This window comes from Streptomyces sp. NPDC037301 (assembly GCF_055602785.1).
The window spans coordinates 273,206-293,848 of record NZ_JBVJWD010000007.1 but is presented as its reverse complement, the minus strand read 5'-3'; the positions used below and the strand labels follow the sequence as shown (position 1 = coordinate 293,848).

At 70.6% G+C, this 20,643-nt stretch carries 19 protein-coding genes; 16 read left to right on the top strand and 3 right to left on the bottom strand.

From position 1 onward, the window contains the following. The first annotated feature begins 158 nt into the window (after window positions 1–158). Complete coding sequence (locus tag ACZ7IB_RS15085; protein ID WP_470912896.1) at window positions 159–1,169, top strand: MsnO8 family LLM class oxidoreductase; 1,011 nt, start codon at window positions 159–161, stop codon at window positions 1,167–1,169. A gap of 170 nt (window positions 1,170–1,339) precedes the next feature. Beyond that, window positions 1,340–2,959 carry an APC family permease gene (locus ACZ7IB_RS15080; protein ID WP_470912895.1) on the top strand — a complete coding sequence of 540 codons (1,620 nt, stop codon included), beginning with the start codon at window positions 1,340–1,342 and terminating at the stop codon, window positions 2,957–2,959. A gap of 35 nt (window positions 2,960–2,994) precedes the next feature. Here ACZ7IB_RS15080 and ACZ7IB_RS15075 read toward each other — a convergent pair whose 3' ends face one another. Next, window positions 2,995–3,918: an aminoglycoside phosphotransferase family protein gene (locus ACZ7IB_RS15075; protein ID WP_470912894.1), complete on the bottom strand. Its 924-nt coding sequence runs from the start codon at window positions 3,916–3,918 to the stop codon at window positions 2,995–2,997. Between the two features lie 211 nt (window positions 3,919–4,129). Between ACZ7IB_RS15075 and ACZ7IB_RS15070 the strand changes: the two genes are divergently transcribed. Next, entirely contained in the window at window positions 4,130–4,639 is a 510-nt protein-coding gene (locus ACZ7IB_RS15070; RefSeq protein WP_470912893.1) for a mycothiol transferase, read from the top strand. Window positions 4,640–4,770: 131 nt separating this feature from the next. Here ACZ7IB_RS15070 and ACZ7IB_RS15065 read toward each other — a convergent pair whose 3' ends face one another. Further along, the gene (locus ACZ7IB_RS15065) at window positions 4,771–5,577 is read right to left on the bottom strand and encodes an SAM-dependent methyltransferase (RefSeq protein ID WP_470912892.1); all 807 of its coding nucleotides are present in this window, start codon (window positions 5,575–5,577) and stop codon (window positions 4,771–4,773) included. Window positions 5,578–5,752: 175 nt separating this feature from the next. Between ACZ7IB_RS15065 and ACZ7IB_RS15060 the strand changes: the two genes are divergently transcribed. Both ACZ7IB_RS15060 and ACZ7IB_RS15055 read left to right on the top strand, forming a co-directional pair. Next, complete coding sequence (locus tag ACZ7IB_RS15060; RefSeq protein WP_470912891.1) at window positions 5,753–6,007, top strand: hypothetical protein; 255 nt, start codon at window positions 5,753–5,755, stop codon at window positions 6,005–6,007. Between the two features lie 32 nt (window positions 6,008–6,039). Further along, complete coding sequence (locus ACZ7IB_RS15055; protein ID WP_470912890.1) at window positions 6,040–7,053, top strand: phosphotransferase; 1,014 nt, start codon at window positions 6,040–6,042, stop codon at window positions 7,051–7,053. 141 nt (window positions 7,054–7,194) lie between these two features. Here the strand turns inward: ACZ7IB_RS15055 and ACZ7IB_RS15050 are convergent, their stop codons facing one another. Then, window positions 7,195–7,761 (bottom strand): DUF4291 domain-containing protein, encoded by a 567-nt coding sequence (locus ACZ7IB_RS15050; RefSeq protein WP_470912889.1) that lies wholly within the window; start codon window positions 7,759–7,761, stop codon window positions 7,195–7,197. A gap of 213 nt (window positions 7,762–7,974) precedes the next feature. Between ACZ7IB_RS15050 and ACZ7IB_RS15045 the strand changes: the two genes are divergently transcribed. Genes ACZ7IB_RS15045 through ACZ7IB_RS14995 form a run of 11 tightly spaced genes read left to right on the top strand, consistent with a single transcriptional unit; the run spans window position 7,975 to window position 20,641 of the window. Next, the gene (locus tag ACZ7IB_RS15045; protein WP_470912888.1) at window positions 7,975–9,585 is read left to right on the top strand and encodes an ABC transporter substrate-binding protein; all 1,611 of its coding nucleotides are present in this window, start codon (window positions 7,975–7,977) and stop codon (window positions 9,583–9,585) included. Next, complete coding sequence (locus tag ACZ7IB_RS15040) at window positions 9,585–10,571, top strand: ABC transporter permease (RefSeq protein WP_470912887.1); 987 nt, start codon at window positions 9,585–9,587, stop codon at window positions 10,569–10,571. The genes ACZ7IB_RS15045 and ACZ7IB_RS15040 overlap by 1 nt, the downstream gene beginning before the upstream one ends. 2 nt (window positions 10,572–10,573) lie before the next feature. Further along, window positions 10,574–12,490 carry a dipeptide/oligopeptide/nickel ABC transporter permease/ATP-binding protein gene (locus tag ACZ7IB_RS15035; RefSeq protein WP_470912886.1) on the top strand — a complete coding sequence of 639 codons (1,917 nt, stop codon included), beginning with the start codon at window positions 10,574–10,576 and terminating at the stop codon, window positions 12,488–12,490. Continuing rightward, window positions 12,487–13,260, top strand: a complete 774-nt coding sequence (locus ACZ7IB_RS15030) for an ABC transporter ATP-binding protein (protein WP_470912885.1) — start codon at window positions 12,487–12,489, stop codon at window positions 13,258–13,260. Before ACZ7IB_RS15035 ends, ACZ7IB_RS15030 begins: the two co-directional genes overlap by 4 nt. Beyond that, the gene (locus tag ACZ7IB_RS15025; protein WP_470912884.1) at window positions 13,257–14,492 is read left to right on the top strand and encodes a TolB family protein; all 1,236 of its coding nucleotides are present in this window, start codon (window positions 13,257–13,259) and stop codon (window positions 14,490–14,492) included. Before ACZ7IB_RS15030 ends, ACZ7IB_RS15025 begins: the two co-directional genes overlap by 4 nt. Continuing rightward, window positions 14,489–15,205 carry an alpha/beta hydrolase family protein gene (locus ACZ7IB_RS15020; RefSeq protein WP_470912883.1) on the top strand — a complete coding sequence of 239 codons (717 nt, stop codon included), beginning with the start codon at window positions 14,489–14,491 and terminating at the stop codon, window positions 15,203–15,205. The genes ACZ7IB_RS15025 and ACZ7IB_RS15020 overlap by 4 nt, the downstream gene beginning before the upstream one ends. Window positions 15,206–15,255: 50 nt before the next feature. After that, complete coding sequence (locus ACZ7IB_RS15015; protein WP_470912882.1) at window positions 15,256–16,626, top strand: serine hydrolase domain-containing protein; 1,371 nt, start codon at window positions 15,256–15,258, stop codon at window positions 16,624–16,626. Window position 16,627: 1 nt separating this feature from the next. Beyond that, complete coding sequence (locus ACZ7IB_RS15010) at window positions 16,628–17,773, top strand: M20 family metallopeptidase (RefSeq protein ID WP_470912881.1); 1,146 nt, start codon at window positions 16,628–16,630, stop codon at window positions 17,771–17,773. Next, entirely contained in the window at window positions 17,770–18,627 is an 858-nt protein-coding gene (locus ACZ7IB_RS15005) for a GNAT family N-acetyltransferase (RefSeq protein WP_470912880.1), read from the top strand. The genes ACZ7IB_RS15010 and ACZ7IB_RS15005 overlap by 4 nt, the downstream gene beginning before the upstream one ends. Continuing rightward, on the top strand, window positions 18,624–19,730 hold the full coding sequence (gene menC, locus ACZ7IB_RS15000) for an o-succinylbenzoate synthase (RefSeq protein ID WP_470912879.1): 1,107 nt from the start codon (window positions 18,624–18,626) through the stop codon (window positions 19,728–19,730). Before ACZ7IB_RS15005 ends, menC begins: the two co-directional genes overlap by 4 nt. Next, window positions 19,727–20,641, top strand: a complete 915-nt coding sequence (locus tag ACZ7IB_RS14995) for a serine hydrolase (protein WP_470912878.1) — start codon at window positions 19,727–19,729, stop codon at window positions 20,639–20,641. Before menC ends, ACZ7IB_RS14995 begins: the two co-directional genes overlap by 4 nt. Window positions 20,642–20,643: the final 2 nt, after the last annotated feature.

The following is a 20,643-nucleotide window of genomic DNA, read 5'->3' as shown; positions in this document are numbered from 1 at the left end:
ATACAGGGGTGAAGACAAACCAGCCACTCCGCCCCCCCCCGGCGCGGGAGACACCCCCCCTCCGCTCCCCCCCGGCCCCCGCCGGCGGGGTGCTCCCCCACGTCGACTCCGTGGCGGGCCTGGGGAATCCTGGCGTGGCCCGGACGTTGAACAACGGTGTGAGCTCTGTGATCGCATCCACCCGGTTTTCCGTGCTCGACCGTTCCCGTACCCGTGAGGGGTACGACGGCCCCGAGTCGCTGCGCGACACCGTGCGCCTCGGCCAGGAGGTCGAGGCGCTGGGCTATCACCGGTTCTGGGTGTCCGAGCATCACAGCGTGCCGGGCGTCGCCGGTTCGGCGCCGACCGTGCTGGCCGCGGCCGTCGCGGCGGCGACAGCCACCATTCGGGTCGGTACGGGCGGCGTGATGCTCCCCAATCATCAACCGCTCGTGGTGGCGGAACAGTTCGGGGTGCTGGAGTCGCTCTTCCCCGGCCGGATAGATATGGGGCTCGGCCGCTCGGTGGGCTTCACCGACGGCATCCGCAGGGCACTCGGCCGGGACAAGTCGCACGCGCAGGACTTCGCAGGGCAGCTCGCCGAGTTGCTCGGCTGGCTGGACGGCACGCAGCGAGCCCACCCGCAGGTTCATGCCCGACCCGCCGAGGGCCTGCGCATACCCCCGTTCGTACTGGCCACCGGTGAGGGTGCCGGTATCGCTGCGGCGGCCGGGCTGCCGCTGGTCGTCGGAGATCTCCGCGGCCGGGAGAAGCTGCTACGGGCCGTCGAGCGCTACCGCCGGGAGTTCCGCCCCTCGTCCTGGGCCGCGGAGCCCTATGTGGTCGTGTCGGGCACGATCGCGCTCGCCGGAAGCGCGGACGAGGCCAGGCGCCTTCTGATACCGGAAGCGTGGTCCATGGCGTACTCCCGGACCCATGGCGTGTTCCCGCCGCTCGCCCCCGCCGAGCGGGTCGAGACACTGACCATGACGGAGAAGGAGCGCGGCTTCTACGAGAGCGGACTGCGCGGCCACATCCAGGGCACAGAGGACCAAGTGGTCACAACGCTCGAGACGGCCATCAAGGAGACCCGTGCGGACGAGGTGCTGGTCACCACCAGCACCTACGACCGTCCGGCTCTGCTGGACTCCTTGCGCCGGCTGGCCCGTATCGCGGAGCTGGCCACCTGACGGCCTGACTACCGGCAGGCGTGTGCCCGGCACCCTGTCCGGCAGTCTGACTGCTGACAGAGCGTTCACCCGTATCGGCGTCTCCAGCGGCAATCCTTCGGCGGTTCCTGCCGTCCCGCGTGGCACGCTGGGCTCTCGTATGTCCCCTACCGTCCGAGGAGACGTGCCACGTGCCGCAGAACGAGCCGACGGAGCCGCTCGCCGCCCCTGCGGTGCTGGTCGAGGAGCGCCGGCTCCGCAAGGATCTCGGATTCTGGGGCCTGACCGCGATCGGGTTCTCCAACATCCTGGGATCCGGGTGGCTGTTCGCGGCCATGTACGCCGCCCAGACCGCCGGGCCCGCCGCCCTGCTGTCCTGGATCGCGGCCGGTGCGCTCTGCGGCTTGGTCGCTCTGGTCATGGTGGAACTCGGGGCCACCCGTCCGGAGGGCGGAGGTACCGTGCGCTGGCCGCTGTACGCGAGCGGGCGGCTGGTCGGTACGGTGATCGGCTGGTCCGTCCTGCTCTCGGTCGGCGGTACGGCGGCGGAGATCAGCGCCATCATGCAGTACGCCGCGCACTATCTGCCGGGTTTGTACGACGGCGGCAGCCTCAGCGCCACGGGCCTCGGTGTGGCTGTCGCGCTGAGCGTCGTGCTGACCGCGCTCAACTGGTTCGCCGTGCGGATGTTCGCCCGGCTGAACAACCTGGTGTCGGTGTTCAAGGTCGTCGTACCCGTCGTCACGGTCATTGCGCTGTTCCTCTCGGGCACGCACTCCGGGCGCCTCACCGACCACGGCGGCTTCGCACCGTACGGCTACGCGGCATGCCTGACCGCTCTCGCCGGTGGCGGCATCGTCTACTCCGTCAACGGCTTCCAGGCCCCGCTCGACTTCTCGGGAGAGGCCCGCAATCCACGCCGTAACGTGCCGGCCGCTGTGCTCACCGGCATCGGTCTTGCCGTGCTGGTCTACCTGGGGCTCCAACTGGCGTTCCTTTTCACGGTGCCCGAGTCCCTGCTGGGCAACGGCTGGCAGGGAGTCGACTTCGAGTCGCCGTTCGGGCAGCTCGCCCTGGTGCTCAATCTGCACTGGCTGTCCACCCTGCTCTACGCCGACGCGGTGATCTCTCCCGGCGGTTCGGCCTACGTGGGGGTGGCGATCGATGCCCGGCACACGTACGCGCTCGCCAAGAACGGCCTGCTGCCCCGCTTCTTCATGCGGATCGATCCCCGGTCCGGCATGGCGCACCGGGCGCTGGTGCTCAACCTTGCCGTCATCATCGTCTTCATGCTGCCGTTCGGCGGCTGGCAGGACATCGTGAGCGTGATGGGCGACATGTATCTGCTCATCTACGCGGCATCGGCGGTCGCCGTCGCGGCGTTCCGGGCGCACGAGCGGGAGAGCGAAATGCCACGGACGGAGGGCGAGGTGCCGGGGGTGCGTTGGATCGCGCCGGTCAGTTTCATCGTGGCCAGCGAGTTCGTCTTCTGGTCGGGGTGGCACGATCTGCGGCTCGCACTGCCGCTCGTCCTGTTCGGCGTTCCGCTGTTCCTGCTGCAGCAGCGTGGTACCCAGGGGCCTTCGCCGCGCGCCGAGTTGCTCCACGGCGCCTGGCTGGTCTTTCATCTGGCCGCGCTGACGCTGCTGTCATGGCTCGGCACCTTCGGCGGTTCCGGCCACCTGCCGGCACCGTACGACTCCGTGGCGGTCGCGGCCGTTTCCCTCGGCGTCTTCGTGTGGGCGGTGCACTCGGGCGCCGACCACCTCAGAATGCCTCCGGCCGCAGCGCCCGCGGCTCCGCCGCTCTGAACCCGCATCCGGCTTTCGGGGCAGCGCTCCTGCGCCTATCGGCTCAGCAGGGCAGTGGCGATGGCGACCTGGGCCGGCTCCAGTGCGGTCCTGCCGTCGGCGATGTCCCACAACGCGTTCTGCAGGACGCGACCGAGTGTCCAGCCCGTCGCCCGCTGCCGGTCCAGGCCGAGTACCTCGGTCAGCAGGTCGAAGCGGCGGAGCACCGCGCGTGTCACGTCGCCGGTCGCCATTACCTCCTCCCACCGGTTGTCCATCGCCGGCAGCAGCTCGAAACCGGGGTCGCCGGCCAGGGGTTCGGGATCGATGGCCAGCCAGGGTTCCCGCTGTCCGGCGAGGATGTTGTCGTAGTGCAGGTCCCAGTGCAGCAGGCGGTCGCCGGGTTCGCCGGTCAGTTCGGCCACCGCTGCCGCGCAGGTGCGTACCAGCTGTCGCTCGGCAGGGTCACGTAGCCTCGGCACGGCGCGTGGCACCTCATCGAGCATGGCCGTGGCGATGTCGGCCAGGCGCCGAAGACCCTGTGGCGCGGGCACCGCGACCAGGCGGGCCATCAGCTCGGCGAGGATCTGCATGGCTGCGGCGCCGTCGGCCACCGACGACAGCGGCCGGGCCGCGTCCAGTCGTTCCAGCAGCATGGTGCCGGTGTCCGGGTCGTGGTCGAGCAGGCGCACGACTCCATTGCCGTTCCACGCCCGCAGGCCGGGCGCCGCCCCGATGTTGTCCTCGGTGACCTGCTGGAGCTTCAGCACCGCGGGTGTACCGTCCGCGCGGGTCACGGGCAGTACGAGTGAGGCCATGCCATGTGCTGCGGGGCCGTCCGTCCGCAGTGCCCAACGGTCCAGGAACTCCGCGGCCAGTCCCGGCAGCGCGGCGATCCAGGCACGGCCGGAGGCGCCGCCGTTCCGGCCGTACGACGCGGCGAACGCGTCGGGGACGTCGATGGGGTTCGGCGTGGTCATTTCGGTTCTTCTCCTTCGTCGGAATCGGGTTCGCCCAAGTACGAAGGAGGCCACGGGGGTGCCCGGATTCCGGACATGCGTCAAATCATGTCTCCACCCTACGCGGAATGCTGAATTGCCCCTGTGCGTCAGGGGCGGTGACCGGCGGCCGAGTCGTGTGCGGCGCGTGTCGATGGCAGGGGAGGAGCGCGAGAGCGGAGAGGGTGATGACATGAAAAGTGCTGACCTTTTGACGGACGCGTTCACTCGCGTCCAGGAGACGGTGCACTCGGTGGTCGAGGGCCTTTCACGCGCCGACCTCCACGCTCGCCTCGACGACGGAGCGAACACGATCGCGTGGCTCGTGTGGCACCTCACTCGGATCCAGGACGACCACATCTCGGATGCGGCAGGTATCGAGCAGGTCTGGTTCACCCAGGACTGGGCCTCCCGCTTCGATCTGCCCTTCGCGAAGGACACCACCGGGTACGGACACAGCACCGCAGACGTCGCGGCTGTGCAGGTGGGCTCGCCCGAACTGCTGCTCGGCTACTACGACGACGTCCATGAACAGACTCTCGGATTCATCAGTGGGCTCGACGGCAGGGCGCTGAGCCGCATCGTCGACGAGGCATGGTCGCCGCCGGTCACCCTCGGGGTCCGTCTGATCAGCGTCATCTCGGACGACCTGCAGCACGCCGGCCAGGCGGCCTTCGTGCGAGGCTCGCTCGAGCGCCGGTAGAACTCGAAGCGAGCGGGGGCCTGTTGTACCGTCGGAAGGCGTCGGCGCACTCCGATTCCTGTTGCATCCCCTGGTCCTCCGGAGCCGACGTCGCGGACCGTGCGGCCTCGGCGCCGGATGACCCCGGTGTCTCAGACCTTGAGCCCGACGCCGCTCACCGCATGACCCTGCAGGGTGTCCGCCGGGCTCTGGCCGGGATCGGGGCGCCAGGCCGCCGTCCGGACGACGCCCGGCTCCACCACGTCCAGGCCGTGGAAGAAGTCGGCGATCCGTTCAGGGCTGCGCAGATGGTACGAGCTCGCCGAATTCGCGTTGTAGGAGGCGACGGCCCGGTTCAGCGAGTCACTCGTGTTCGCGCCGTCGCTGAGGGCCAGATAGCTTCCTGAGGGGAGCGCGGCCACCAGCCGGTCGACCAGTGCCCACGGGTCGTCCTCATCGGGGAGCTGCCCCATGATCCCGAGCATGGTCAGCCCGACCGGCCGGCTGAAGTCCAGCGTCTTGGCTGCCTCGGCGAGAATCGCGTCGGCGTCCCTGACGTCGGCATCGATGTATGCGCACGCGCCCTCGGGGGTGCTGGTGAGCAGGGCGCGGGCATGGGTCAGGACGAGCGGGTCGTTGTCGACGTACACAATCCGGGAATCCGGGGCCACCCGCTGGGCCACCTCGTGCGTGTTGTCGGCCGTCGGCAGGCCCGTGCCTATGTCGAGGAATTGACGGATGCCCGCCTCTGCGGTCAGGAACCGCACAGCGCGGGCGAGGAAGGCCCGCTGGAGGCGGGCGATGGCGGCGAAGTCCGGGAAGGCCTTGAGGATCATGTCGCCCATTTGGTGGTCGACGGAGTAGTTGTCCTTGCCGCCCAGGAGGTAGTTCCACACGCGTGCCGAATGCGGCCGGTCCGTCTGAAGCCTGTCGGCCGGCGACTGCGAAGATGTACTCATGGCCAGATCCTCACATATGCCACCTGCGCCTGCCTGAGGTATTGATCACCGGCGACGACCCGGATGGGGATGCACCTCCTGCCGGAGGTGCATCCGGGGGAGCGGAGTCACGGACCGTCGGTCAACAGGAACCCGCTGTGGTGCATTTGGCGGCCCCGGGCCCGCAGCGCTGCCTGTGCCCACGGCTTCCGCGCCGCCACCGCAAGACACCGCGGTTGTCCTTGCGTTCGATGGAACGGACGGGCTGGACCCCGATGGCGCCGCACTGGACCGGGCGAGCCTGCGATTCCTCGATGCCGGGAGGAACGGCGCATTCCTCAAACAAGCCGGCTTCGAGGTCGAGGCGTGCTACGGGGACTGGTCGCGTGGGCCGCTGACCGCCGGGTGCGACAACATCGTCGTCGTCGCACGCGCCGCGAAAACCAGGTGAAGGCCCGGCGGGCATGGTGGTGGGATGGTGCGATGCAACGTGATGCGCGGGAAATCGCCGACCGAGGGCAGTACCCCGATGCGTTGACGCCCTGGGAACAAGAGGCCTGGCGGGAGGAAGCCCTCGGATGGGTGGAGCGCGGGCTCGCCGCTCACGGGCTGCGTGAGACCGGGCAACGAAGGGTGAGGCTCCGGCCGTGGTCCGTGCTGGTACGGATGCCCGTCGAGGGGCGCGACGCCGTCTGGTTCAAGGCCAACCCGCCCGCCAGTGCCTTCGAGGCGGGGCTGACCGAGGCATTGGCCCGCTGGGTACCCGAGTACGTGTTGAAGCCGCTCGCCGTCGACGCAGGGCGCGGCTGGTCGCTGCTCCCGGACGGCGGCGCGCTCTTCAGGAACGTACTCGACTCGACTCGTGGCACCGCCGACCCGCGTGCCTGGGAAGAGCCGCTGCGCCAATACGCCGGAATGCAACGCACACTTGTGCCGTACGCCGAGATGATCGAACTGCTCGGTGTCCCCAGCGCGCGTACGACTGCGCTCCCCGAGATCTTCGACCGGGCCGTCGACGGCAACACCGCACTGGAACCCACTGACCTCGAGGCGTTGCGCGAGCTGCGGCCACGCCTCGCGGAGTGGTGCGAGGAACTCGCGGGTGCGGGTATCGCGGATACGCTCGACCACTCGGATCTGCACGACGGTCAGCTCTTCGCATCCGAGCCCGGCCGCTTCACCTTCTTCGACTGGGGCGACGCGGCCGTCACCCATCCCTTCTGCAGCTTTCTGGTCCCCGCACGCGCGGCCCGCGAGCGGTTCGGGCCCGAGGTGCTGCCCCGACTGCGGGACGCCTACCTGGAACCGTGGGAGGGGGACGGCCGTACGAAGGCGGAACTGCGGCGTGCGGTGAGTCTGGCGTGGCGGCTCGGGGCGATCGGACGGGCCTGCTCCTGGGAGCGTCTCTTCCCCGGTGCGTCCGACAGCGTGGGTGCGGCAGGCGACTCGGAGGGTGCCCGGTGGCTGCTTGAACTCTTCACCGAGCCACCGCTGTAGAGGCGACTGCGTCGGCCGGGAGTGCGGGAGCGGTGTCGGTACCCTGCGCTTCACCTGATAGCCGGAGGATGCCCCGGCCTTCAGGGCGGGGAGGAATCCGGTGCCCCGCTACGCGGGGCCGAGGCCGGTACGGGGCGGCGCTCACGCGTCGATGAGGACATTCCTCGCGATGGCCGGCGGCATCGGGTAGATCCGCTCGGGCGGCAGCAGCCGCTGGGCCTGTGCGGTCCGGCCGCTCTGCTTGAGTGCCGCGATCTTGCGGGCCTGCGGAGTGATGTCGGTCAGGTCGACGACCCAGTCCTCCGCGAAGGTGCGGATCAGTCCGCGTCCGACCCCGACCTGGATGCTGTAGTGATTGAGCGCGGCTCCTCGCAGCGAGCGTTCGGGATCCCACTGGACGTGTACGGGGGCCCGGGCGACGGCCGCAGGGTCGGCCGTCGTCAGTACGGCCCGGGAGAGGGCCTCCTCCCATCCGGCACGGGTGATCCGTACCGCGAGGATGCGTTCCTGTCCCGACTTCTGTGCCCAGTTGCTTCGGTGCATGAGCCACAGGAACGACGGTTTGATCCAGGTCATCCGGTTGAACGAGAACGGTGGCACGAACCGTTTCGCCCGCAGGGACGGATCAGCGACTGCCGGTGAGTACGCCTGGTAGACAACGATCGTCCGGGCATCGTAGTGGGCTCGTACCTGGTGCTGGGGGGCCATGCGCCACAGGCTGCCAGGGATCCGATTCCGGCACGATCGGATTTCTCCCCGCCCGACCGGACTGTTCACGCCCTCACGCTCTCGTGATTCGTCTTCGTCGCGGCGCACCGTCGGCGAGGCAGTTTTTCGTGCTTCGCGACCACTCGGGGCCGGTGTGCGGCTGCCTAATGTTCCCTCACTCGGCGGCGGCGTGCCGCTCCCTCGGAGGTGACCATGGCCAGCACCGCAGGCACGGAGACGAGAAGCAGAACCACGCGCAGGACCCGGTCGGCGGCCGCGGTGGCCACGGTGCTCGGCCTGGTCGCCACCGCGGCCGCCTGCGGCGGCGGCTCGTCCGCCGACGGCGGTGACGGGTCGACGGCGGTGCTCGCCGTCGCCGCCGACCCGGGCACACTCAGCCCCACCACGGCGCTGGCCAGCACGGCAATTTCGATGAACTCCTTCGCGTACGACACGCTCGTGCATTTCGCAGCCGACGGTTCGCTGGTTCCCGGGGTGGCCGAGAAATGGTCCGCCACGTCCACCACCGCGCAGTTCACCATCCGCTCCGGGGTGACCTGCGAGGACGGCTCGCCGCTCACCGCGGACGATGTGGCCGCCGAGTACAACCACATCGCCGATCCGAAGAACCAGTCTCCGATGCTCGGGCTGTCCGTCCCCGTCACCGCTGTCGCGAAGGCCGACAGGGCGAGCCGGACCGTCACCGTCACCACGACGAAACCGGCGCCGTTCATCGCGCAGATGGCCCGGCTGCTGCCGCTGCTCTGCAAGAAGAGCCTGGCGGCGCCCAATGCGCTGGCCAAGGCCACCAACGCGAGCGGACCGTACCGGTTGACCGAAGCGGTTCCGGGCGACCACTACACGTATGTCAAGCGGGACGGATACGCCTGGGGGCCCCGCGGATCCACCGGCGCGGGCCTCCCCGGCAAGCTGGTGTTCAAGGTGGTCGCCAACGAGTCGACCGCAGCCAATCTCCTGATGGCCGGGCAGATCAACGGGGCCTTGATCAGCGGTGCCGACCAGGAACGGCTGGACGCGGCCGGGGTGAAGAACGAGAGCATCGAGGCGCTGTTCGGGCAGTTCCTGTTCAACCAGGCCGTCGGCCGTCCGGGCGCCGTCCCGGCGGTGCGCAAGGCCTTGGTCTCCGTACTGGATCTGAAGCAGCTCGGGAACGTGGCCACCGGCGGCAAGGGCAGACCCGCCACCGCGATCGGCGAGACCGCCCCCACCCCCTGTACCGGCGACACGGTGACCGGGAACCTCCCCGGCCATGACCCCGCGCAGGCCGCCGCCGCGCTCACCGCCGCCGGCTGGGCGAAGACCGGCGGCACCTGGACCAAGGGCGGTAAGCCCCTCACCGTCGGGCTCAGTTATCCGACCAATCAGGGCGCACAGGTCGCCTCGGCAGTCGAACTGGCCGTCCAGCAGTGGACGTCATTCGGCGTGAAGGCATCGGCGAAGCCCACGGGTTCCTCCAGCATCCTCAGTACCCTCAGCGGCGGCGACTGGGACATCGCCTGGGCACCCATCGGAGTCACGCTCCCGGACCAGCTGACCCAGTTCTACGACGGACCGCCACCGCCCAAGGGCAACAACTTCGGATCCATCACCAACGCCGACTACCAGCGCCTCGCCGCGCAGGCCTCGGCCAGGACCGGCGCCTCGGGCTGCGCCCTGTGGGAAGCGGCCGATGCCGCGCTGGTCAAGCACGTCGACATCGTGCCCATCGTCAGCAGGCCGCTCCGGTACTACGGAAAGGGCATCACCTTCAAGGTGGACGGCGCCGGCATCATTCCCAGCACTCTGCGGCGGAGCGCCGGCTGATGGCGACGATCACCCTGAACTCCCTGGGTACGACGGCTCGCAGCCCCTGGGCCGGCTTCGCCCTGCGCCGCACCTGGCGGCTGGTGGTGTCGCTGGCCGCGCTGGTCACGGCCGCCTTCGCGATGATCCATCTGATCCCCGGCGACCCGGTGCGGACGGCCCTCGGTACCACCGCCGACCCGGCGCTGATCGCCGCCCGCAGACACTCGCTCGGCCTGGACCAGCCGCTGCTGAAGCAGTACGGCGACTTCGTGGCCCATCTCTTCCAGGGCCGGCTCGGTGACTCGATCGGCGCACAGATGCCCGTCTCCGAGATCATCTCCAGCAGGCTCCCGGCGACCCTGCAGATCGCCGTCCCCGCGTTCGTACTCATTCTGCTGCTCGCCATCCCGGTCGGCATGACCGCCGCCGTACTGACCAAGGACGGCCGCAGACGGCGCGGCGAGCTCGCCTTCACCGGCGTCACCGGCTTCCTGGGCGCGGTGCCCGAATTCCTGCTGGCGGTCGGCCTGATCGCGGCGTTCGCCGTGGCCTGGCCGGTCTTCCCGGTGGCCTCGCGGGGCGGCATGGACTCCTACGTACTGCCGGTGCTGGCACTCACCGTCGTCCCGGCGGCCACGCTGTCGCGCATCGTCAGGGTGGAGACCCTGCGGGTGCTCGGCGAGGACTACATGCGGACGGCGCGGGCGAAGCGGCTTCCGGCCCGGCTGCTCTATCTGCGGCACGCGCTGCCCAATCTGCTGACCTCCTCGCTCACCCTGGGGGGCCTGCTGTTCAGTTCGCTGCTCGCCGGCACCGTACTGGTCGAGAACGTCTTCGCCTGGCCCGGCCTCGGCACCACGATCGTCCAGGCGATCACCGAGAAGGACTATCCGCTGGTCCAGGGCATCGTGCTGGTCTACGGGGCGGCCGCACTGCTGATCACCTTCGCCATCGACGTGGCCGTGGCCGTCGCCGACCCCCAGTCCACCGTCCGCGGGAGTTGACGATGCCTCATCAGGACCAAGACACCTCGCTGCGGCACCGGCTGGGGCGCACGCTCAGGACGCCGATCGGAATCACCGCTCTCACCGCCTGCCTGCTGGTGGCGCTGGTCGCCGTGTTCGGGCCTGTCCTGTTCGGTGATCAGGCCGCGCGGATCGACACGGACGCGATCAACCAGGGCAGCAGTGCCGCCCATCTCCTGGGCACCGACCAGCTCGGCCGCGACATCGCCGCCCGTGTGGTGGTGGCGACCCGGCTGACCCTGCGACTCACCCTGCTGGCAGCCGTGATCGGGGTCGGCGGCGGGCTGCTGCTCGGTGTGGCACCGGCGGTCGTGGGCCGACGCCTCGGCCGGCTGATCACCGCCACCGTGGGCGTACTGGTCGCCTTTCCCGGGCTGCTGTTCCTGCTCTTCCTCGCCACGATCTTCGGGGTGGGCAGCACCGGCGCGGTGTTCGCCGTGGGGCTGGCCATGGTCCCGCCCATGGCACGGCTGGTGCAGAACCTGACCGCGTCGATCGCGGGCTCGGACTATGTCGCTGCGGCACGGATCCTCGGCGTGGGCCGATTCAAGCTGGTGGTACGTCATCTGCTCCCCAACATCGCCGAGCCGTCGGTGCTGTTCGCCACCCAGGCGGCAGGGGGCATCCTGGTCGCCTTCTCCGGCCTCTCGTTCCTCGGACTGGGCGTACAGCCGCCGGAGTACGACTGGGGGCGGCTGCTCAACGAGCAGTTGAACCGGATCTATGTGAACCCGGCGGCGGCACTCGCGCCCGGCGCGGCCGTGGTCCTCACGGGGCTGATGTTCGGGCTGGTCGGTGAAGTACTCGCACAGGCCGGCGGCCGACGTGCGCCGCAGGCCCGGGAGGTGACGTCGCAGCAGCAGGTGAAGCCGCAGGGCGAAGCAGCTCCTGACGGTGACGGCGGGGCATTGGTCCGGGCGCGGGATCTGCGGGTGACGTTCCCCGGCGGGCGCCAGGCCGTACGCGGGATCTCGTTGACCATCGGCGTCGGCGAGGCCGTCGGCCTGGTCGGCGAATCGGGTTCCGGAAAGAGCCTGACCGCGCTGGCACTGGCGGACCTCGTCCCCCATCCCGGACGGGTCTTTGCCGGCACCCTCCGCTTCGACGGGCACGATCTGCGGACGGACCCGCGCCTGGGCACCGAACTGGCGATGGTCTTCCAGGATCCGATGGCCTCGCTCAATCCGGCCCTGCGCGTGGGCCGCCAGCTCGCCGAGGTGGCCGAGGTGCACCTCGCCGCGACCCGGGCACAGGCCACGGCACGCGCCGTCGACCGGCTCGGCGCAGTCCGTATCCCCTCGCCGGAGCGGCGCGCCCGGCAGCGGCCGCACGAGTACTCCGGCGGGATGCGACAGCGGGCCGTCATCGCGATGGGCCTGATGAGGGAGCCGAAACTGATCATCGCAGATGAGCCGACCACGGCGCTCGACGTGGCCGTCCAGCAACAGGTGCTCGACCTGCTCGCCGAGGTACGTGAGGACTCCGGCGCCGCGCTGCTCCTGATCTCGCACGACCTCGCCGTCGTCGCCCAGGTCTGCGAACGGGTCCTGGTGATGTACGGAGGCCGGATCGTCGAGGACCTCCCGGTTGCCCAGCTGGTCGGCGGCGCGGCCCACCCGTACACCCGGGCACTGGTGGGGGCGGTCCCGACGATGGCCACGGATCCCGGCACCGAGCTGGCGACCATTCCCGGCCGCCCGCCGGAACCGGGGGAGGCCGGCGCTGGATGCCCCTTCGCACCGCGCTGCGAACGCGCCCGGGAACGCTGCCACGACGACGCCCCCGAGCTGGCCGGCTTCGGGCCGGGACGACAGGTCGCCTGCTGGTACCCGGTGGACGCGGTAACGGCCGGCGCCCCCGACCGGGCCACCTCACACGGAGCGGAGGCAACGTCATGAGCTCACTCGAACTGCGCGGGATCACCGTGCGCTACGGCCGCTTCACCGCGGTGGACAACGTCGACCTACTGATGCCCGAGGGCACGGTCACCGGACTGGTGGGCGGATCGGGGTCGGGTAAATCGACCCTCGGGAAGGCCGTCGTCGGGCTGGCCCCGATGCAGTCCGGGCGCGTACTGGTCGCCGGGAGCGATGCCGGGCGCCGGCGCGGGCGCAGCCCGGTGCAGCTGGTGTTCCAGAATCCGTACGCCTCGCTCGACCCGCGCATGACCATCGGCGCAACGGTCGCCGAAGCGCTGCCCCGCGAAACACCCGCCCGCAAGGCACCGGCACGCGAGCGCCGGGCCGCATGCGACGCGGAGGTGGCCCGCTACCTGGAGCTCGTCGGCATCGACCCCGCAAGGGCGGTACTCACCCCGGACGCGCTCTCGGGCGGCCAGCGTCAACGGGTGGCCCTGGCAAGGGCGCTGGCAGCCAGGCCCGCCGTGCTGATCGCGGACGAGATCACCTCGGCCCTGGACGTGTCCGTACAGGGCGCGGTGCTCAATCTGCTCCGCCGGCTCCAGCGCGAACTGGGCTTCGCGATGCTCTTCATCTCCCACAATCTCGCGGTCGTCCGCTACTTGTCCGACCAGGTCGCCGTGATGGACGGCGGGCACCTCGTCGAGTGCGGCCCCACCGGACGGGTGCTGGAGCGACCGGAGCACCCGACGACCCGGAACCTGATCTCCTGCGTACCCACCCTTGCCCTCGCCGAGGAGGCGTCATGACCCGACCGCTGACGATCGACGACTTGTACCGGTTCGAGATCCCCGGCGATCCCGCACTGTCCCCCGACGGCGAACGCGTCGCCTACACACTGACCACCCAGGACGCCGAGAACGACCGGGTGGTGCGCTCCATCTGGGAGGTACGCGGCGCAGGCGGCCCGGCCCGGCGGCTCACCCACGGTCCCGCGGACACCGCGCCGCGCTGGTCCCCGGACGGGACGCAACTGGCGTTCCTGCGCGAGGGGCAGCTCCATCTGCTGCCCGTCGACGGAGGGGAGGCCGTAGCGCTCACCACACCCGCCCGGTGCCCGGCGGGGGCGGGCACACCCGTCTGGAGCCCGGACGGATCGCGGATCGCGTTCTCGGCCCCAGCGGCCCGGCGCGACGACAGCGCACCCGTCGTCATCGACGCCCTCGGCTGGAAGGCGGACGGCGTCGGACTGATCGGGTCGGTCCGGACTCAACTGTTCGTGGTCGGAACGGAATCGGGCGAGGTCAGGCAGCTCACCGAGGCCGTCCGGCACGTCGGCTCGCCCACCTGGTCGCCCGACGGCACGCAGCTCGCCTACCCGGCGCAGAGCGGCCCCGACGCGGCTGTCCTCGGGACCTCGGCCGCCCATGTCGTACGGGTCGGGGAAGACGCGCCCGAGCCCCGCCGGGTCGGCCCGGCCGGCGGTCTCGCCGGCCCGGTGAGCTGGTTCCCCGACGGGTCCGCGCTGCTCGTCGTCGGCCGGAACACGTTCGGCGTCGGCCACCTGGAACTGCTGCGCCAGCCCCTGGACGGATCGGCGCCGGTGTCCATCAGCGCGGCCCTGGACCGCAACGTCATGGGCGGCGGCCCGGGTTATCCGGGTGCGCTGCCGCAGTTCCACGGCGACGACATCGTGTTCTGTGCCCGCGACCGGGGCGCCACACGCCTGTACCGGGTGGACGCGGCCGGGATCAGCGCGTCCCCGCTGCCCGCCGGCACCGGGGTCAGCGGCTGCTCGGTCGCGACGAAGGCCGGGCGGGCGGCGGTGGTGGTCTCCGACGCGTCGAGCTTCGCCGAGATCGCTCTGCTCGGCCTGGACGCCTGGACGCCTGGACGTCCGGGGAACCGGGCGAGCCCTCGGCCGGGCGACAGCCCGCGCGACTCACCGACCACATGGCCCGGTCACTGCCCGAGATCACCCTCCACCCGGTCACCGAACGCGAGTTCACCATCTCGGACGGGACAGTGGTGCACGGGATGATCACTCGCGCCGCGCAGACACCCGCGGGCGGGCCGCTGCTGGTCGATGTGCACGGCGGCCCGCACAACGCCTGGGCGCCGCACTCCGACCCGGTCCACCTCTACCACCAGGAGCTGGCCTCGCAGGGCTGGACGATCCTGACGCTGAACGTCCGCGGCAGCGACGGCTACGGCGAGGCGTTCTACACGGCCGCCGTGGGCGCCTGGGGCGAGACCGACGAACAGGACGTCCTGCAACCGGTCGCCACCCTCGTCGCCGAGGGGCTCATCAATCCGGAACGGATCGCGCTCACCGGCTACAGCTACGGCGGCTATCTGACCTGCTGGCTCTCCGCCCGCAGCGACCTCTTCGCCGCCGTCGTGCCGGGCGGCACCCTGGTCGATCTGACGAGCATGGCGGGCACCTCCGAAGAAGGACACCTGATCGCCGCCCACGAGATCGGCGACCCAAAACGGCTGACGGCGCTCTCGCCGATCAGTCATGCCGACGCGGTGCGCGCGCCCACCCTGATCCTGCACGGCGGCACGGACGACACCTGCCCGGTCGGCCAGGCCGAGCAGTGGTTCCACGCCCTGCGCAGCCGGGACGTGCCGGTCCGGCTGGTCGTGTACCCCGGCGGCTCGCACCTGTTCCTCCTGGACGGCCGGCCCTCGCACCGGGAGGACTACTCCCGCAGGCTGATCGAATGGGTCACCACGCACACCGACCGCTGAACCCGCTGAACACCCTGGAACCGCTGAACGAAAAAGAATTGGAGCCGAACATGACCGACACCACCGACCTGTCCGCCCGCTGGACCGCCCGCCTCACCGAACTGGCCGCCCGTCACTCCGTGCCCGGCGCCAATCTCGGCATCCTGCACCGCGGCGAACTGATCGCCGAGGCGGCCGTAGGCCTGGCCAACACCGACGCCGGGATCGCGACGACCACCGACACCCTGTTCCAGATCGGCTCGATCTCCAAGGTGTGGACCACCACGGTGGCCATGGCCCTGGTCGACGAGGGCCTGCTCGAACTGGACGCGCCCATCGTCTCCGTACTCCCCGAACTGCGGCTCGCGAACGAGGAGCTGACCCAGGGCGTGACGCTCCGACACCTCCTGGATCACACCAGCGGCATCGACGGCGACCTCTTCACCGACACCGGCCGGGGCGACGACTGCCTGGAGAAGTTCGCCGCGCTGCTGGGCGACGGCACTCCCAACCACCCGCTCGGCGCCACCATGTCGTACTGCAACGCGGGCTTCACACTGCTCGGCAGGGTGCTGGAAGTCGTCACCGGCGTCCAGTGGGACGAGCTGATGCGGGAGCGTCTGTTCCGTCCGCTCGGCCTGACGCACACCGTGACCCTGCCGGAGGAGGCGCTGCGCTTCCGCGCCGCCATCGGGCATCTGGGGGATCCGCCGGCGCAGGCCCCGCTGTGGGGGCTGATGCGTTCGGCCGGACCGGCCGGACTGATCTGCTCGACGCCGCGCGAGGTACTGCAGTTCGCCCGGCTGCACCTCGACAACGGCGTCACGGAGGAAGGCACCAAGATCCTCTCGGCCGAGGGTGTCATCGCCATGCAGACCCCGCAGGTCGAGCTCCCCGACCCGTACATCCTGGGCAACGCCTGGGGGCTGGGCTGGTTCCTCGACACCTGGGACGGACAGCGGGTGTACGGACACGACGGCGGCACGATCGGGCAGAGCGCGTTCCTGCGGGTGCTGCCCGAGGCCGACCTGGCGATCTGCCTGCTCACCAATGGCGGCGACACCATGAGCCTCTACCGGGACGTGTTCGCGGAGATCGTCCAGGAGCTGGCCGGCGTGACGATGCGCACCGCCATCCAGCCGGCGACGGAGCCGGTGGCGGTGGACCCCGCCGACTACGTCGGCGGGTACCAGCGGCTCTCCAGCCGGGTCGAGATCGTGGAGCGGGACGGCGGCCTGGTGATGCTCGACCGGATCACCGGACCGCTGGCCGAACTGACCCCCGACACGGAGCAGGAGTACGAGCTGCACCCGGTCGAGCCGGGGCTCTTCGTGGTGCAGCGGTCGGGGATGAAGTCCTGGTTCCCGGTCGTGTTCTACACACTCGCCGACGGCACGCCCTACATGCACCACGGTGGCCGCGCCACCCCCAAGGTGGGCTGACGTGACCACAATCGCCACCGCCCTGGAGGCGGGGCTGCCGGGCCTGCTGGCCGACATCGAGGAGCTGGTCCGCACCGAGTCACCCAGCGAGGACCTGGCAGCCGTCGCCGGCTGCGCCCGGGTCGTCGCCGGGCTCGGCACCCGGCTGACCGGCGCGGCGCCCGAGTGGCTCGACGGCTCGGGACGGCCCGCTCTGCGCTGGCGCTTCGGCTCCGGCGACCGGGTGCTGCTGCTCGGCCACTTCGACACGGTGTGGCCGGTGGGCTCGTTGGCCGGGCACCCCTTCGAGGTGGCCGGGGGACGGCTGACAGGACCCGGCTGCTTCGACATGAAGGCCGGCGTGGTGCAGCTGTTCCACGCTCTGTCGGTGCTCGACGACCTGGACGGGGTGTCGGTCCTGCTCACGGGCGACGAGGAGATCGGTTCCCCGACCTCGCGCACCCTGATCGAGGCCGAGGCCCGCCGCACCGGGGCCGTACTCGTCCTGGAGGCGAGCGAGGGCGGCGCCCTGAAAACCGCGCGCAAGGGTGTGTCCGGATATGAACTGGACATCACCGGACGCGCGGCGCACGCCGGACTCGAACCCCAGCGCGGGGTCAACACGACCACCGAACTGGCCCACCAGGTGCTCGCGTTGTCCGCGCTCGCCGATCCGGCGACCGGCACCACGGTGACGCCGACCGTGGCCTCCTCCGGCACCACCCGCAACACGGTGCCCGATGCGGCCCGGCTGCTGGTCGACGTACGGGTGGAGACGGTCGCCGAGCAGGCCCGGGTGGACCGTGCCATGCAGGGTCTCGCGCCGGTGCTCGCGGGCGCCTCGATCGAGCTCGCCGGAGGCCCGGACCGGCCGCCGCTGCAGGCGAGCGCGTCGGCGGAGCTGTTCCAACTCGCCCGAAGCCGCTATGCGGAGCTGGGCTTCGGCCCACTGCGCGGCGTCGCGGTCGGCGGCGGATCCGACGGCAACCTCACCGCCGGAGCGGGCACGCCCACGCTCGACGGCCTCGGAGCCGTGGGCGGCGGGGCACACGCGGACGACGAGCATGTGGTCGTCGCCGAACTGCCCCGCCGCGCGGCACTGGTGGCCTCCCTGGTGGCTTCGCTCGTACGCGAGCCGCTGTCCGTACCCGGCCGGGTGACATCGTGAACGGTACGGAGGCGGCTGTCGCGGCGGCCGCCGCGGATCTGGCCGCGCAGCGTGCCGGCGTGACCGTCACGGAGCTGCACGGGCTGGACGAGATGCTGGCGGCCTGCCAGGTGCTGGACCGGGTCTGGCGGCCCGATCCCGGCAACCCGCTGATCACCCCGGAGCTGTTGCGGGTCTTCGCCCACTCCGGCAGTTATGTCGTCGGTGTCCACCAGGACGGCCGGATGGTCGGATTCTGCCTGGGATTCCTGGCCACCGCCGGACTGCACTCGCACATCGCCGGGGTGGACGACAGCGTCCGGGGCAGCAATGTCGGCTTCGCCGTCAAACTCCATCAGCGGGCCTGGGCCCTGGCCCGTGGCATCACCACGGTCACCTGGACCTTCGACCCGCTGATCAGCCGCAACGCCTACTTCAACCTGGCCAAACTGGGGGCGGCGCCGAGCGAGTACCTGGCCGACTTCTACGGCGCGATGCAGGACGAGGTCAATGCCGGGACCGAGACGGACCGGCTGATGGTCCGCTGGGAGCTGACCGGCGGACACGCCGTCGGATCCGCCGCGGGCACACCTCACATCGTCACGGTCGACGACGCGGGTGCACACGCCGTGGTCGGTCTGGACGCCAAACCCGACGGCGGCCCCGCAGTCGGGCGCCGGGACGGCGACACCGTCCTCGTCCGGATCCCCACGGAGGTCGAGACACTGCGCCGCACCGACCCGCCCCTGGCCCGCGAATGGCGGTACGCGCTGCGCGAGGTACTCGGCGGCCTGATGGCCGAGGGACACACCGTCACCGGATTCACCCGGGACGGCTGGTACGTGATCGACAAACGTCAGGAGAGGCAGGCATGAAGCTCGTCGGTGTGGAACTGCGCCGGATCGCGATGCCGCTGGTCGCACCCTTCCGAACCTCGTTCGCCACCCTGACCACCCGGGAGATCCTGCTGGTCAGGGTCGAGACCGAGCACCATGAGGGCTACGGCGAATGCGTCACCATGGCCGATCCGCTGTACTCCTCGGAGTACACCGCGGCCGCGGCGGACGTGCTGCGCAGCCATCTCGTGCCCGCGCTCGCCGCTCTCCCGAAGCTCGACCCCTGGGCGGTCGCCCCGGCACTGGCCGCGTTCAAGGGACACCGGATGGCCAAGGCCGCACTGGAGACCGCGGTGCTGGACGCCTGGCTGCGCGCCCATGAACTGTCGATGGGGCAGTGGCTGGGGGCGACGGCCGAGCGGGTGCCGGCCGGGGTGTCGGTCGGCATCATGGACTCGATCCCCGCACTGCTCGACGCCGTCGACGGCTATCTCGCCGAGGGCTATCTGCGGATCAAGCTGAAGATCGAACCCGGCTGGGACGTGGCACCGGTGCGCGCGGTCCGGGAGCGCTTCGGCGACGGCGTACTGCTCCAGGTGGACGCCAACACCGCGTACACCCTCGCCGACGCCGCACAGCTGGCCCGGCTCGACCCGTACGGGCTGCTGCTGATCGAACAGCCCCTGGACGAGGAGGACATCCGGGGCCACGCGGCACTGGCCGAGCGGGTGAGCACCCCCATCTGTCTGGACGAATCCATCGTCTCCGCCCGCTCGGCGGCCGACGCGATCGCCATGGGTGCCTGCTCGGTCGTCAACATCAAGCCGGGGCGGGTCGGCGGCTATCTGGAGGCCCGGCGCATCCACGACGTGTGCGCCGCGCACAGCGTCCCGGTCTGGTGCGGCGGAATGCTGGAGACCGGCCTCGGCCGGGCCGCCAATGTCGCCCTTGCCGCCCTGCCGGGCTTCACCCTGCCCGGCGACACCTCGGCATCCGACCGGTACTACCGGACCGACATCACCGAACCGTTCGTGCTGAAGGACGGCCATCTCGACGTGCCCCGCGCAGCGGGGCTCGGACTCTCCCCGATCCCCGAGCAGTTGGCCGCAGTGACCGGATCGACCGAATGGATCAGCCGATGACCGCAACTGTGTCAGGCACCGTCGAGACCAGGATCCGGACGGCGTTCGACGACGCCGAGGTCCAGGGGTACTTCTTCGCCCGAGAGATCGACGGCGACCGCACGATCGGCGTCGCGGCGGACGAACCGGTCTGCCTCGCCTCCGTGTTCAAGATCCCGGTTGCACTCGCCTACGCACGCGAGGCCGCCGCAGGACGGCTGGACAGGACCGAGCGCCACTCGGTGGACCCGCACTACCGCGACGGCGGCATCGGCACCTCCGGCTGCGCCGACCCGGTCGAGATGAGCCTGCGCGACCTGGTCCACATGATGCTGACGATGAGCGACAACGCAGCCACCGATGTGGTGCTGGCCCGGGTCGGTCTCGACACCGTCAATGGACTGCTCGCCGAACTGGGCCTGCGGCGGACCCACTTGATCGGTGGCTGTCTGGAGCTGACCGGCTCGCTCTTCGCCGACCTCGGTGTGACCACCGAGGTCGAGGCGCACGCGAGGATGGCGGCACTCGCCGCGCAGGGGCCAAAGAAGCTTCTGGAGCTTTCGGTGTGCGTCCCCGAACGCACCACCCGGGGAACGGCCCGCGACATCGCGGAACTGCTGGTCCGGATCTGGCGCGACGAGGCCGGTCCCGCCGAAGCCTGCGCCGAGGTACGGGCCGTGATGTCCCAGCAGATCTGGCCGCACCGACTGTGGTCCGGCTTCGACGACAGCTACCGGGTCGCCGGCAAGACCGGGACACTGCCGGGCTGGCGCAACGAGGCCGGGGTGATCGAGGACCGCGACGGCGGGCGCTGGGCGGTGGCAGTCTTCACCCGGTCCGACCGGCCGGACCTGCACAACTCCCGGGCGGACCGGGTGATCGGGCAGGTGGCAGCACTCGCCGTCGACGAACTCCGATCAATTACCTTGTGAAG